This window comes from Collinsella sp. AF39-11AT, from assembly GCF_003474585.1.
In the GTDB taxonomy this organism is placed as follows: domain Bacteria; phylum Actinomycetota; class Coriobacteriia; order Coriobacteriales; family Coriobacteriaceae; genus Collinsella.
This window is the reverse complement of sequence record NZ_QROG01000009.1, coordinates 41,838-55,407: the sequence shown is the minus strand read 5'-3', so window position 1 is coordinate 55,407 and position 13,570 is coordinate 41,838. Positions and strand designations below refer to the sequence as shown.

Annotated in this window: 11 protein-coding genes; all 11 read left to right on the top strand. The window is 58.5% G+C overall.

Annotated features, from left to right (window positions below; all coding sequences use genetic code 11):
- Window positions 1-13 precede the first annotated feature (13 nt).
- The 11 genes from kdpB (at window position 14) to DW037_RS05220 (ending at window position 13,564) form a co-directional block, all read left to right on the top strand.
- Window positions 14-2,074: a potassium-transporting ATPase subunit KdpB gene (kdpB, locus tag DW037_RS05270; RefSeq protein ID WP_117583370.1), complete on the top strand. Its 2,061-nt coding sequence runs from the start codon at window positions 14-16 to the stop codon at window positions 2,072-2,074.
- Between the two features lie 12 nt (window positions 2,075-2,086).
- Window positions 2,087-2,677 carry a potassium-transporting ATPase subunit KdpC gene (gene kdpC, locus DW037_RS05265; RefSeq protein ID WP_117583369.1) on the top strand — a complete coding sequence of 197 codons (591 nt, stop codon included), beginning with the start codon at window positions 2,087-2,089 and terminating at the stop codon, window positions 2,675-2,677.
- A 248-nt stretch (window positions 2,678-2,925) separates the two neighbouring features.
- The gene (locus DW037_RS05260) at window positions 2,926-4,875 is read left to right on the top strand and encodes an NAD(P)/FAD-dependent oxidoreductase (RefSeq protein WP_117583368.1); all 1,950 of its coding nucleotides are present in this window, start codon (window positions 2,926-2,928) and stop codon (window positions 4,873-4,875) included.
- Between the two features lie 663 nt (window positions 4,876-5,538).
- Entirely contained in the window at window positions 5,539-6,792 is a 1,254-nt protein-coding gene (locus DW037_RS05255; RefSeq protein WP_117583367.1) for an ATP-binding protein, read from the top strand.
- A gap of 541 nt (window positions 6,793-7,333) precedes the next feature.
- A complete protein-coding gene (locus DW037_RS05250) occupies window positions 7,334-8,026 on the top strand; it encodes a GntR family transcriptional regulator (protein ID WP_117583366.1) in 693 nt (230 codons plus the stop codon).
- Between the two features lie 124 nt (window positions 8,027-8,150).
- Window positions 8,151-9,173, top strand: coding sequence for a LacI family DNA-binding transcriptional regulator (locus tag DW037_RS05245; protein ID WP_158549297.1), 1,023 nt, complete (start codon window positions 8,151-8,153; stop codon window positions 9,171-9,173).
- A gap of 42 nt (window positions 9,174-9,215) precedes the next feature.
- Window positions 9,216-9,710 carry a type II toxin-antitoxin system RelB/DinJ family antitoxin gene (locus tag DW037_RS05240; RefSeq protein ID WP_117583364.1) on the top strand — a complete coding sequence of 165 codons (495 nt, stop codon included), beginning with the start codon at window positions 9,216-9,218 and terminating at the stop codon, window positions 9,708-9,710.
- Window positions 9,697-10,068: a DUF86 domain-containing protein gene (locus DW037_RS05235; protein ID WP_117628961.1), complete on the top strand. Its 372-nt coding sequence runs from the start codon at window positions 9,697-9,699 to the stop codon at window positions 10,066-10,068. The genes DW037_RS05240 and DW037_RS05235 overlap by 14 nt, the downstream gene beginning before the upstream one ends.
- A 133-nt stretch (window positions 10,069-10,201) precedes the next feature.
- Window positions 10,202-11,539: a glutamine synthetase family protein gene (locus DW037_RS05230; RefSeq protein WP_117583362.1), complete on the top strand. Its 1,338-nt coding sequence runs from the start codon at window positions 10,202-10,204 to the stop codon at window positions 11,537-11,539.
- Window positions 11,540-11,589: 50 nt separating this feature from the next.
- Entirely contained in the window at window positions 11,590-12,252 is a 663-nt protein-coding gene (locus tag DW037_RS05225; RefSeq protein ID WP_117583361.1) for a response regulator transcription factor, read from the top strand.
- A 184-nt stretch (window positions 12,253-12,436) separates the two neighbouring features.
- The gene (locus DW037_RS05220; protein ID WP_117583360.1) at window positions 12,437-13,564 is read left to right on the top strand and encodes a hypothetical protein; all 1,128 of its coding nucleotides are present in this window, start codon (window positions 12,437-12,439) and stop codon (window positions 13,562-13,564) included.
- The last annotated feature ends 6 nt before the right edge of the window (window positions 13,565-13,570 follow it).

The window sequence follows — 13,570 nt, the reverse complement described above, 5'->3', positions numbered from 1 at the left end:
AGGGCGCAGATTTATGACTATGCAAAAAGACATGATGGGCCGCGCGGTCCGCGACTCGTTTGCCAAGCTGGACCCTCGCGTCCAGATTCAAAACCCGGTCATGTTCCTGGTGTGGCTTTCAGCCGTCATGACCTCCGTCCTGGTCGTCGCTTCCATCTTCGGTGTGCGGGACGCGGGTGTGCCCACCTACTATGTGGTCGCCATCGCGGTCATCCTGTGGCTCACCGACCTGTTCTCGAACTTCGCCGAGGCGCTTGCCGAGGGCCGCGGTAAGGCTCAGGCTGATTCTCTGCGTGCGGCCAAGAAGGATGTCGAGGCCCATCGCATCGAGTCCGTTGAGGACAAGGAGCACTTCACCGTCGTTCCCGGCACCGAGCTCACGCGCGGCGACCTGGTGATCGTACGCGCCGGCGAGCAGATTCCCGGCGACGGCGACGTCATCGAGGGCGCTGCCTCCGTTGACGAGTCCGCCATCACCGGCGAGTCCGCCCCCGTGGTCCGCGAGGCCGGCGGCGACCGCTCTGCCGTTACCGGCGGTACCACGGTGCTGTCCGACTGGATCATCGTCAAGATCTCCAGTGAGCCCGGCCAGAGCTTCCTGGACAAGATGATCGCGATGGTCGAGGGTGCCGCGCGCAAGAAGACCCCTAACGAGATCGCTCTGGAGATCTTCCTGGTGGCCCTTTCCATCGTCTTTATTCTGGTCACGCTGGCCCTGTATTGTTACTCCTGCTTCTCGGTCGGTCTTAACGACATGGTCAACCCCACGGCCGTGACCACGCTCGTGGCGCTGCTCGTGTGCCTGGCTCCCACTACCATCGGCGCCCTTCTGTCCGCCATCGGCATCGCCGGCATGAGCCGTCTGAACGAGGCCAACGTGCTGGCCATGTCCGGCCGCGCCATCGAGGCCGCCGGCGACGTCGACATCCTCATGCTCGACAAGACCGGCACCATCACCCTGGGTAACCGCCAAGCCGCCGAGTTCATCCCGGTCGACGGCGTCGATCCCGCGGAGCTGGCCGATGCCGCCCAGCTTTCCTCGCTGGCCGACGAGACCCCCGAGGGCCGTTCCATCGTCGTGCTCGCCAAGGAGCAGTTCGGTCTGCGCGGCCGCACGCTCGAGGATAAGGGCATGGAGTTCATCCCGTTCACCGCGGCAACGCGTATGTCCGGCGTGAACTACGAGGGCAATGAGATCCGCAAGGGCGCTGCCGATTCCGTGCGCACCTATCTGGAGGCAGCCGGCGGCGTGTTCTCCCAGGAGTGCGAAGAGGCCGTCGAACGCATCGCCAAGGCCGGCGGCACCCCGCTGGTCGTGACCAAGAACTGCCGCGTGCTGGGCGTTGTGTACCTCAAGGACATCATCAAGTCCGGCGTTAAGGAGAAGTTCGCCGACCTGCGCAAGATGGGCATCAAGACCATCATGGTGACGGGCGACAATCCGCTCACCGCCGCGGCAATCGCCGCCGAGGCCGGCGTTGACGACTTCCTGGCCGAGGCCACCCCTGAAGGCAAACTCGAGAAGATCCGCGAGTTCCAGCGTGAGGGTCACCTGGTCGCCATGACCGGCGACGGCACCAACGACGCGCCCGCTCTGGCCCAGGCCGACGTCGCCGTGGCCATGAACACGGGCACCCAGGCTGCCAAGGAGGCCGGCAACATGGTCGACCTCGACTCCAGCCCCACCAAGCTCATCGAGGTCGTGCGTATTGGCAAGCAGCTGCTCATGACCCGCGGCTCGCTCACGACCTTCTCGGTGGCCAACGACGTGGCGAAGTACTTCGCTATCATCCCGGCCCTGTTCTCGCCGATCTATTCGGGACTGGGCGCCCTCAACATCCTGAGCCTCACCAACCCGTTGACGGCCGTGCTGTCCGCCATCATCTACAACGCGCTGGTCATCGTCGCGCTAATTCCGGCGGCTCTCAAGGGCGTCAAGTACCGCGAGGTTCCATCCGGCCAGCTGTTGACCCATAACCTGCTGGTGTGGGGTCTGGGCGGCATCGTGGCGCCGTTCGTATTCATCAAGATTATCGACATGCTGCTGGCCTTGTTCGGCATTGGCATGATGTAGACGGAGGTTTGTATGTTCAAAGGTATCGCATCGCGCGCACTTGGCGTGTTCGCGCTGTTTACCATCGTCTGCGGCCTGGGATACACGCTCGTGGTGACCGGCGTCGTGCAGCTTGCGTTTCCGTACCAGGCGAACGGATCGCTTATTACGGTCGACGGCAAGGTTGTGGGTTCCGAGCTCATCGGCCAGAACTTCGATGACGAAGCCCACATGTGGGGTCGTATCCAGAACGTGTCAATTGTCGAAGGCGAAGACGGCGAGCTCATGGCGTATGGTGCCCCGTCCAACCTGTCCCCGGCGAGTGAGAAGTATCGGCAGCTTGTGGATGCGCGCGTGAAGAAGATTCGCGCCGCCAACTCCGATGCCGATATGGACGCTGTGCCCGTCGACCTGGTGACGTGTTCGGGGTCCGGCCTCGACCCGGAGATCTCTCCGGATGCCGCCGAGTACCAGGTCCCGCGCCTTGCCAAGGCCACGGGCAAGAGCGAAGACGAGGTGCGCGAGATCATCGCCCAGTGCACCAAGGGCCGTTTCCTCGGCGTGTTCGGCGAGCCCACGGTTAACGTGCTCAAGGTGAACCTTATGCTGGACGGCGCGCTGTAAGTGAGGGAGTGGCGGATGAGGGCATGACTGACTATCTGAGCCCTCAATTCCACCCCGCCCATCGGTTGCGGTGAAATACGGACTGTTTTGGCTGTCAAAAGTCTCATCTACTCCGTATTCCACCGCAACTTTTTTGTGAGGGTCGGGATTGAAGGTGGGGAGTGCGAGCGAGTGCGAATGCGGCGGATACTGATACGATAAGTACGTTAGTAACTGCCGCCGAGCGGCTCAAACGAAAGGAAGCCTGCATGGAGTCTTCTGCCTATCCAATGCTCTTTAGCCCGATCAAGGTCGGTACGACCGAGGTCAAGAACCGCGTCTTTATGCCGCCAGTGTCAACCAACCTGGCCGATCATGGCTATGTGACCGACGACTTGGTCGATCATTACCGCGCCCGCGCCAAGGGCGGCGTGGGCCTCATCATCACCGAGGTCGTGACGGTCGAGCCCACCTATACCTATCTGCCGGGTGACATGTGCTGCTACGACGACACGTTTATCCCCGGCTGGGAAAAGCTCGCCGCGGCCGTCCACGAGTACGGCTGCAAGATCATGCCGCAGCTCTTCCACCCCGCCTACATGGCCTTTAACATTCCAGGCACGCCGCGCCTGATCGCCCCGTCCTTTGTGGGCCCGTCCTATGCCCGCGAGGCACCGCGTCCCATCACGGTTGACGAGATCCACGAGCTCACGCATCAGTTCGGCGACGCTGCCGTGCGTATGCAGAAGGCCGGCGTCGATGGCGTCGAGGTCCATGCGGCGCACGCCCACGGTATGCTCGGCGGCTTTTTGACTCCGCTCTACAACAAGCGTACCGACGAGTACGGCGGCTCGCTCGACGCCCGCATGCGCTTCCTGCTCGAGGTCATCGCCGAGATTCGCGAGCGCTGCGGCAAGGACTTCATTATCGACGTCCGTATCTCGGGCGACGAGTACACCGATGGCGGCCTGACCCTCAACGACATGATCTACGTCTCGCGTCGCCTGGAGAAGGCCGGCGTCGACATGATTCATGTGTCGGGCGGCACCACCATCAAGCGTGGCTCCGCAATTCCCGCCGCCGGTACGCAGCAGGCCTCGCATGCCGCCTGCTCGCGCGAGATTAAGAAGCACGTCAACATTCCCGTTGCCACGGTCGGCCGCATCAACGAGGCCTGGATCGCCGAGGAGCTGATCGAGGACGGCGCCGCCGACATCTGCATGATGGGCCGCGCCAATCTGTGCGATGCCGAGTTCTGCAATAAGGCGGCTGCCGGCAACGCCGACGAGATCCGTCCCTGCATCGGCTGCCTGCGCTGCCTGAACGGCATCATGTTTGGCAAGCGCATCTCCTGCACCGTCAACCCGGACGTCGAGCGCGACGAGGCCGGCTACGAGCCTGCCGCCGAGGCCAAGAACGTGCTCGTCGTGGGCGCCGGTCCCGCTGGCATGGAGGCGGCCTACATTGCCGCCAAGCGCGGCCATAACGTGGTGCTCGTGGATAAGCAGGACGAACCGGGCGGCGAGATGCGCATCGCGGCCGTTCCGCCGGCAAAGCAGGAGCTCACTCGTGTGATCAAGTACCAGTACCGTCGCCTGGCCGAGGCCGGCGTCACGTGCGTATTTGGCACTGAGCTTACTGCCGAGGACATTCAGCGTGACTACGCCGGCTACGAGGTCGTCCTAGCTTATGGCGCCGAGCCCATCGCTCCGGCCTTCATGCAGGGCTTTAAGCAGGTTATGACGGCTGACGACCTGTTGGGCGGCAAGGCTTTTCCGGGCAAGAAGATCGTCATCGTGGGCGGCGGCACCGTCGGCTGCGAGACGGCCGATTACCTGGCCCCGTTGGTCAACGACCTGTCGCCGGCCAATCGCGATGTCACCGTCATCGAGATGACCAAGACGCTCGCCGCCAACGAGGGCGGTGCCGGCCGCGCGGTGCTCATCACGCGCATGCTCTCCAAGGGTGTCCACGTGCTGACTGAGGCCAAGGTGACCGAGATTACCGAGGATGCTATCAGCTACGAGAAGGACGGCGAGGTCCACACCATCACCGGTGCCGATACGCTGGTGCTTGCCATGGGCTATCGTCCCAATACCAAGCTGGCAGACGACCTGGCTGCAGCCGGTGTTGCCACCCACGTGCTGGGCGATGCCAACAAGTGCGGTAACATTCGCGACGCCATCGGCGATGGCTACAAGGTTGCCTGTGAGCTCTAGTTAACCCTTTGTTGCGTGGGGGCCAGGTTACTTTGCGCTAAGTTGATGCATGTAAACCTGACCCCATTGCACCATTTGATAAAACGCAAGCGCTCGCTGCCTGCGTTTTATCAAAGAAAGATTATTGTCGAGCCTTAAATGCCTTTTGTTTGTGTGCCTTCCGCAATCATATTGCGGTTGTAGACCAGGTGCAGATACATCGCATCGTGAGCGGCGGTGGGGTTGCGCGTCTCAATGGCGTCGGCCACACCGTGGTGCGTGCGGATGGTCTCCTCGACGAACTTTTTTGCCCGTTACGTCGATAAAGAGGGGAACGGATGCCTTGAGCACACCCATCAGACGGGTAACGGCGAGGTTGCCGCCATCCCAGGGCGGCTTCATGGGGTAGCGCCCGTACGCATCGAATTTTTCCTCTCATAGATGTGCGGCACAAAGAGCCCCGAGTTCATACGAGCTCGGGGCTCTTTTCGTTTGGATTTCAGACGTATTGACAGACGAAAACAGTCTGCGTCCGGTATTGAGCCATACGAAAGCGAAATTATGCGTCTTAATTCCGTACGCAAATCAAGACGAAAACAGTTTGCGTCTTATATAAATCAGTACGCAAACGGTTTTCGTCTTATAATACGGTTATGAATGGTACGAAACGAGGGGGTTGTGCATATGGTTGTTAGAGAGAGCCCTACAGTCGAATACAAGGAAAGCGTTACGCCGACGTTTCTTAAAACGGTGAGCGCCTATGCAAACTATGGGACGGGCAAGATTGAGTTTGGCGTTGATGACGAGGGCGTGGTTGTCGGCCTTGCAGATCCGGTCGCAGAGTGTCTCCGCATCGAGAACATGATTAATGACAGCTTGGACCCCGCTCCCCGTTACACGCTCGAGCCCGATGAGAAACACGGGACCGTAATCCTTACGGTTTATGAGGGACAGGACAAACCCTATCGAAGCAAGGGAAAGGCCTACAGGCGAAACGATTCGGCAACGGTGGAGGTCGACCGGTTTGAGTATGGCAGGCTGACGCTCGAAGGCAGCAACGTAACGTTCGACGCGCTCACGTCGGCTCGCCAGGACTTGAGCTTTCATACGCTCGAGCATAAGTGTGTTGAACACCTCGGCATTTCCGAGCTAACGTCGGATATCTTGCGTACGCTCCGCTTGCTCGGCAAGGATGGCTATACCAATGCCGCGGCGATTTTAGCGGATAAGAATGATTTTCCAGGCATCGACTGCGTCCGTTTTGGCGATACCGAGGATGTGATCTTGGATCGCGAGGCGGCGACAAATGTATCCGCAATTGAGCAGGCGGACAGGGCGGTGGCTATGTTTGCACGCTACTACCGTTATGAGCGTATCGAAGGGATGGAGCGCGTCCAAACCGATCGAATTCCTCTTGAGGCATTCCGCGAAGCTGTTGCAAACGCTTTAGTGCATCGGACGTGGGACGTTCGAGCGAACGTTCAAATTGCCCTGTACGATGATCGCGTCGTTGTGACCTCCCCCGGATCGCTGCCCGCCGGTTTGACGACGGAACAATACCTGTATGGGCAGATATCCGTGCTCAGAAACCCCATCGTTGCAGAGGCCTTCTTAAAGCTGGATTACATCGAGAAATTTGGTACGGGAATTGCGCGCATTAGACGTGCCTATCGCGATTCGATCAATCAACCAATTTTTGATGTTCGCGGCGGCATGGTGGCCGTCACATTGCCCGTTACCGATGCCTTTGAAGGGTCCGAGGAAGAGGTCCAGGTTCTCAAGGCCTTGTCGGGCGGGCGAATTATGTCGCGAAGCGAGATTGAAAAACAGACGGGGCTGAGCCGCATGCGGACGTTGGCGGCACTCGAATCTCTGCTTGAACGGAATGCAATCGTAAGGCAGGGAACCGGGCGGGCCACGAAATACGAGCGCTCATAGTCCAAAAGAGCCATGGTACAAGACGGACCCCAAGCCAGCGTTGGCTTGGGGTCCGTTATATCCCGGATGGTAATGGGCCGATTATTGTCAAGTTATAGCAAAGTACAGCGACGTACAGCAAAGTATAGTGAGATATAGCAAGCCGTATAGCGCGCCTTGATTTTCAACCCTTGATTATCAACCGTCCGTATTTCACAGCAACTTATAACAGGCTCGGGGTGCCAATTTGGGGTGCAGTAGTGCTGCGCCACGAAAAGGGCCTATCTACTACGTTTAAGCCGCAGGGGTCAACCATAGTCGGTTTTTTCGAAAATCGACAAGCTGTCTACCTGCGGTTTTGTTTTCACGGTTTTCGGTATGGCCGAGGCTATCCGTGTTAACGTAATAGATGGGCCACTTTTGTGGCAAGGGGGGCCGATCTGCGGGCCAGGGTAGCTAAAAGAGCCCCGTCCCAAAAAGACTGATTGGGAGCTGGGGCGTGTCGATGCGATAGTATTACGTGGTGAAATTCGACAAACCGTGAGCTTCATCCGAGGGCTTTATGGAACAACACCAGCATAATCAGAGCCTGCAAGATCAGGCATACAACGCATTGCGCTCCAAGATCATCTATGCCGAGCTCAAGCCCGGCACGCGCCTTTCGGCGATTGGTCTGGAAAAGGAGACGGGAATCGGGCGCACGCCCATTCGCGAGTCTTTTGTGCGCTTGCGTGAGCAGGAGCTGGTGGAAACGCGTCCCAAAAGCGGCACCTATGTCTCAAAAATCAGCATGGAGCGCGCCGAGAACGCCTGTTTCTTGCGCGAGAAACTCGAGAGAAGCGTGCTCATTAAATGCTGCTCTGCCGTCACGCCCGAGCAAAAGCAGCGGCTCGAGCGGATTCTTGCCGAGTCCGAGTCGCTCGACCATAGCGAAACGCGTCGCTTTTTCGATCTGGACAACCTGTTCCATGAGACGTGTTTTGAGATTGCCGGCCGCCACATGTTGTGGGATTGGATGAAGAGCGTCAACACACATTTTGAGCGATACAACTGGTTGCGTATGGTGTCGCAGGATCTGGATTGGGAGCCGATTCGTCGGCAGCATCGCCGAATTCTCGAGGCCATTAAGAAGGGCGATACCGACGCGGCGAGCTACCTGGCAGAGACGCACCTGCATCTGATGCCCGAGGAACAGGGCCCGGTTATCGCCTTGCATCCCGACTACTTTGAGCTGTCGAAAGACTCGTCAATCTAGCCCATCGCCGCATCTGCTCGAGACACAAAAACGATGCTGCTCACCTACAGCGTTTTGCAACCGAGATTTTTAAAAAATGCCTAAAATGGCTCAGATTGCTGACAATTGGGAAACGGGGTGCGCTATGGCGCAGATGAGGATTAAGGACATTGCCGCCGAGGCGGGCGTGAGCCCGGCCACGGTCTCGCGCTATCTCAATAACCGCCCCGGGCAGATGACCGAGGAGACCCGCGCCCGCATCGCGGCGGTTATCGAGCGCACCGGCTATCGCCCACGTGCCGCCGCACGCAATCTGCGCAGCTCGCGCGCCAACCTCATCGGCGTAATCTTGGCCGACATCGCCAACCCGTTCTCCAGCGCCATGCTCGAAGGGCTTTCCGCCAGCGCCGCCGCGCGCGGCTGCTCGCTCATGACGGCCATTAGCGGCAACGACCCCGCCAAGGAAGCGGAGTCGCTCACCAGACTTATCGATGCCGGCGTGGACGGCCTGGTCGTCAACACCTGCGGAGGCAATGACGAGGCGATCGCCGCGGCAGCGGGACGCCTACCCGTTGTGCTGCTCGACCGCGATGTTGCCGATGGCGGCATCGATCTGGTGACATCTAACAACCGTGAGCTGGTCGCCGGCCTGGTAGACGCCTTGGCTGCTGCGGGCAGCGAGCGTCTGTGCCTGCTTACCGAGGCAAGCGATGACAGCCCCGTGCGTCGTGAGCGCGCTGAGGCGTTTGCCGACGAGCTCTCGCGCCGCGGCCTGGCCGGCGAGGTCGTCACCTTGGCGGACGGTGGTGCCGAGGGTGTCAGTCGCCTGGACGAGACCATCCGCGGCTATGCGGGTAAAAAGCTCGGCCTCATTGCCGTCAACGGCCTGGTCTTCCTGCGCCTGACCGAGGCACTGGCGCAGCTGGGTCCCTCGCTGCCGGCGGGCCTTAAGATCGCAACGTTTGACGATTACCCCTGGAACCACGTGCTCTTTGGCGGTGTGACCACGGCCGCGCAAGACACCCACACCATCGCCGAGCGCGTAATCGAGCGTCTGTCCGAGCGCATCGACGTCGTTACCACTACGGTGGGCGACGCCGCAAAGCTCGCCCCCAAGCGCATCGAGATCCCCGGTCACATCGAACACCGCGCTTCGACCTCGCGCTAGTCTGTGTGATATTATATAGACAATGTCATACAGGAGGTATCCATGGCTGCGTCTGTGCTGAGTGTTCGAGTGGACTCGTCAATTAAAGATTCATTTGCCGAGCTGTGCGAAGAACTCGGCATGACTTCGTCCGTTGCGGTCAATATGTTCATGAGGCAGATGTTGCGCGAGCGCTCGCTGCCGTTTGTGCCTTCACTCGGTAAAAGCTCTGCGAGCGAAAGCGCCGCAGCGGGCATTTTGGATACCGCTCAGATTGAGTCCGCCGTCCGCGAGGCAGCCAGCCCGATTCCCGCCATCAAAACCGTGATCCTATTTGGATCGTATGCCCGTGGCGAGGCGCGTGCAGATAGTGATATCGACTTGCGCCTCGAAGTCGATCGCGAGCAGGGCTTTGGTCTTTTTGCGTTGTCGGCGTTTGGCGAGGCAGTGCGCAAGGAAACCGGAAGGCAGGTGGACCTTGTCTCGAGCGATTATCTTGATGACGATCTTGCCGCGGTAATCGAGCGCGAAGGAGTGATCCTTTATGATCGCGCGTAAGTCAGACGGCCTCCGCGCCCAAGAGGTCTTGGAGGCCATCGCTGAAACGAACGAGCGCATCAAGGCTTTTGATATCACCGAGGACCAGTTTCTGCATGCGAATGACGTGCGGACGAGGGCGTTGGCGGACTCCCTTTTGATGTGCGCGCTTAGGGTGACGGAAGAAGCGGGCAAGTTGTCGGAACGCTCGCAGCGGCTTCATCCCGAAATTGAGTGGCGTGGAATTATCGGCATGAGAAATTACCTCGCGCATGATTACGGCAATGTCGACCGATCGGTTGTTTGGGATGCGGTGACGATGGAGTTTCCGGCGCTGGAACGAGCGTGTAGGCAAATTGTTTCCGAATCCGAGCGATAATCACTTGTCATACCAGCCTGTTCACACACGTTTTTTGAGCGCTTGATACGCTTTAACCCTGCGGAAACATTTTTCTGCGATAGTATCTGCGATATAGACCAGTCGAAACCCGCCCGAAAGAAAGGGGAGCGACATGAACCAGCAGAACATCGATTACGTACTCCGCTCCGTAGAGCAGCGTGATATCCGCTTTGTGCGTCTGTGGTTTGTCGACATTCTCGGCCGCCTCAAAAACTTTGCTATTAGCCCCGAGGACCTCGAGGTCGCATTTGAGGAGGGCATTGGCTTTGACGGCTCGGCCATCGAGGGCTTTGCCACGCCCGAGGAAGCCGATATGCTGGCGTTCCCCGATGCCTCGACCTTCCAGATTCTGCCGTGGCGCCCGAGCCACAACGGCGTCGCCCGCGTGTTCTGCGACGTGTGCACTCCCGATCGCAAGCCGTTTGCCGGCGACCCGCGCGATGCCCTGCGCCGCATGTTCCGCAAGGCCGAGAAGGCTGGCTATCTGCTCAACGTGGGCGCTGAGCTGGAGTATTACTACTTCCCCGACGAGCACACGCCCGAGCCGCTCGACAACGTGGGCTACTTCGATCTTTCGGTGAGCGATGCCGCTCGCGACCTGCGTCGTAACACGGTCCTCACGCTCGAGAAGATGTCCGTGCCCGTGGAGTACACCTTCCACGCCGCCGGTCGCTCACAGCACGGCATGAGCCTGCGCCACGCCGAGGCCCTGAGCATGTCCGACGCCATTACCACGGCCAAGCTCATCATTAAGCAGCAGGCTTACGAGAGCGGCTGCCACGCCTCCTTTATGCCCAAGCCGCTGGCGGGCGAGGACGGCAGCGCCATGTTTTTGCATCAGTCGCTGTTCGACCATGACGGCAACAACGTCTTTTGGGGCGAGGGCGACGAGAAGTACCATCTCTCCGACGTCGCCAAGCACTATATGGCCGGTATCTTGGCGCACGCGCGCGAGATTAGCGCCATCACCAACCCCACGGTCAATTCGTACAAGCGCATCACCACGGGCGGCGACTCCGTGCCGCAGTACGCCACGTGGGGCCTGCGCAACCGCGCAAGCATGATCCGCATCCCGGTCTACAAGCCCGGCAAGCAGCTTTCCACACGCATTGAGCTTCGCAGCCCCGATCCCATGGCTAACCCGTATCTGGTCAACGCCGTCACGCTGGCGGCTGGTCTCGACGGCATCGAGCGCAAGCTGGAGCTCCCGCCCGAGGCAACGGCCGAGACGCTCAAGCTCACCGGCCGTCAGATGCTCGAGGCCGGTTACGCGCCGCTGCCGCGCTCGCTCAAAGAGGCGCTCGACGTGTTTGAGGACTCGCAGTTTATGAAGGATGCCCTCGGCGAGCACATCCATAGCTTCTTCCTCAAAAAGAAGCGCGACGAGTGGCATAAGTTTGAGTCCACGATCACCGAATGGGAGATCAAGCACTACCTGGCGAACTCCTAATCGCGCTGGCTTGTCCCAGTACGATTGAGCTCATTTCTTTGGAGGCCGATATGTCCGAAAAGAGTGCCCTGTTCATGGCGCGCACGACGCGCTTCCACGAGTTTGCCCGCAGCTTGACGACCACCCTGGGTGTCGAGGTGAGTCTGGCCACCCCCGATTCGCCAACTGCGGCGCACGACTTTGACCTGCTGATCCTCGATTCCGATGGCATCCGCAGCGACCGCATCGATCAGATTGCCAAGTGGCTCGACGATCGCGGCGGTGTTCCCATGCTGGTGATCGTCGACGACGAGGCGCTCGGCACCCTGCGCCTGCCGAATCATGCGCATGCCGACTTTGTATGTCCCACGGCGACGCCCAACGAGCTCAAGGCTCGTGCACAGCGTCTGATGGGCGAGGAGGAGCCCGTCGCCTCCGATGATGTGCTCAACATCGATAACCTTGAGATCAACCTGGCCACCTACCAGGTGACACTCGATAGCGAGCCCATTGACCTGACGCTGATGGAGTACTCGCTGCTGAGTTTTTTGGCGACGCATCCCAACCGCGCCTACAGCCGCGAGGTACTGCTGCACCGCGTGTGGGGCTTTGAGTACTGCGGCGGTACGCGCACCGTCGACGTGCATATCCGACGCATCCGCTCCAAGGTGGGCCCGCAGATCGCGGCGCACATCACCACCGTCCGCGGCGTGGGCTATCTGTTTAAGGACTAGCAAGTAAATAGAGGGCAATGTGAGGGTACCGGAGATTTCTCCAGTACCCTTTTCTCGTTTAGGGCGAAAAGAAGACCTTTCACCGATTAAAAGTGTGTCAGTAAAAACAATATCAAACGTATAACACTATCTAGAGAATATCATTTAGTTACCGTATCTCCCTACTACACGGATGGAGGAAGAAATGCGTTATTCGAGAAAGGTGATTGTCGGATTCATAGTGTTGCTTGCCGCCCTGATGTCTCCAAGGTTGGTTTTTGGAGACGACGACTTGGTCCGTGTCACACCGCAAATAGCTGTGGAGCAAGCGCAGGCTTTCTTTGATGATGTATCGGATGAGCCGGTGACCGCTTGTGACCCAGTAAAAATGGTGAATTCCGATGGGGAATCAATCGGGTATATCGTTCGTGCGAAGCGGGATGACGTTAACTATGGCTATGTCGTATTTGATTCAGAGCGATCTTGGTGGATCAGCGAATACTGCTTGGCTCCGAACGCTCTTTTACCTATCGAGAGTGCAAGCGAAGAAATTGCACTCCTCGCATCCTCGGATAACGTCGTTGCGTTAAAGATTGACGAGCTAACTGTTGGCGTTGCCGACTTAGATAAAAACATTGTTTTAGACGCAAGTGGAAAAAAAGTACCAAATAAATTGTCCTCGGGAGGCAATCGCAGCGGATCGCCGGAACATTTCGATGACGTTTTTGTATCTGCCAAGGATTTGTATAAACAGGGATATGTTGTTGATGCGAGCAAAACGGTTTCGGGAATAATAACGCCAACGCAAACAGAAGTTATCAAAGAAACGGGGACTTATGCTTGCGCTGTTTCGGCAATGTTTGCAGTTAGCAGTCACTATGTGACTTTGAACCGCCTTAAATTGTCCGATTTATACTCGGAGCTTTGGAGGCTGTCGGGGACATGGGAAGAAGAAGAAAAGAAATATGATCAAGCGACTGGTCTGTACTTTACTCAAGGCAAGACTTCTCCTGATAAACCCGCTCCGGCCTTAAAGGAGTTTTGTGCAAGACGAGGCAAGGAGCTTGAGACGTCATTCGTTTGGTATCCGTCATGGGATTCCTTTAGGGTGAATACCGACTCGGGGAATCTGAGTATTTTCTCTGGAAGGCTCCGGTCAAATGGCAGCGGGCACGCAATGGCAGTTGTGGGCTACGTGGCAATGCATAACACATACTCGAATGCCAAGAAGTACCTGCTTGTTGTTTGGAATGGATGGACAAACCAGCTACAGTTTCTTCCATATGACGTATCAATTTACACGTCTCACGATGGCACATATTGCAAGGGTTGATTGTAC

Excerpts from the sequence above, each read along its gene's own strand:
- kdpB (WP_117583370.1), top strand. The coding sequence starts at position 14 with ATGACTATGCAAAAAGACATGATGGGCCGCGCGGTCCGCGACTCGTTT.
- kdpC (WP_117583369.1), top strand. The coding sequence starts at position 2,087 with ATGTTCAAAGGTATCGCATCGCGCGCACTTGGCGTGTTCGCGCTGTTT.
- DW037_RS05260 (WP_117583368.1), top strand. The coding sequence starts at position 2,926 with ATGGAGTCTTCTGCCTATCCAATGCTCTTTAGCCCGATCAAGGTCGGT.
- DW037_RS05255 (WP_117583367.1), top strand. The coding sequence starts at position 5,539 with ATGGTTGTTAGAGAGAGCCCTACAGTCGAATACAAGGAAAGCGTTACG.
- DW037_RS05250 (WP_117583366.1), top strand. The coding sequence starts at position 7,334 with ATGGAACAACACCAGCATAATCAGAGCCTGCAAGATCAGGCATACAAC.
- DW037_RS05245 (WP_158549297.1), top strand. The coding sequence starts at position 8,151 with ATGGCGCAGATGAGGATTAAGGACATTGCCGCCGAGGCGGGCGTGAGC.
- DW037_RS05240 (WP_117583364.1), top strand. The coding sequence starts at position 9,216 with ATGGCTGCGTCTGTGCTGAGTGTTCGAGTGGACTCGTCAATTAAAGAT.
- DW037_RS05235 (WP_117628961.1), top strand. The coding sequence starts at position 9,697 with ATGATCGCGCGTAAGTCAGACGGCCTCCGCGCCCAAGAGGTCTTGGAG.
- DW037_RS05230 (WP_117583362.1), top strand. The coding sequence starts at position 10,202 with ATGAACCAGCAGAACATCGATTACGTACTCCGCTCCGTAGAGCAGCGT.
- DW037_RS05225 (WP_117583361.1), top strand. The coding sequence starts at position 11,590 with ATGTCCGAAAAGAGTGCCCTGTTCATGGCGCGCACGACGCGCTTCCAC.
- DW037_RS05220 (WP_117583360.1), top strand. The coding sequence starts at position 12,437 with ATGCGTTATTCGAGAAAGGTGATTGTCGGATTCATAGTGTTGCTTGCC.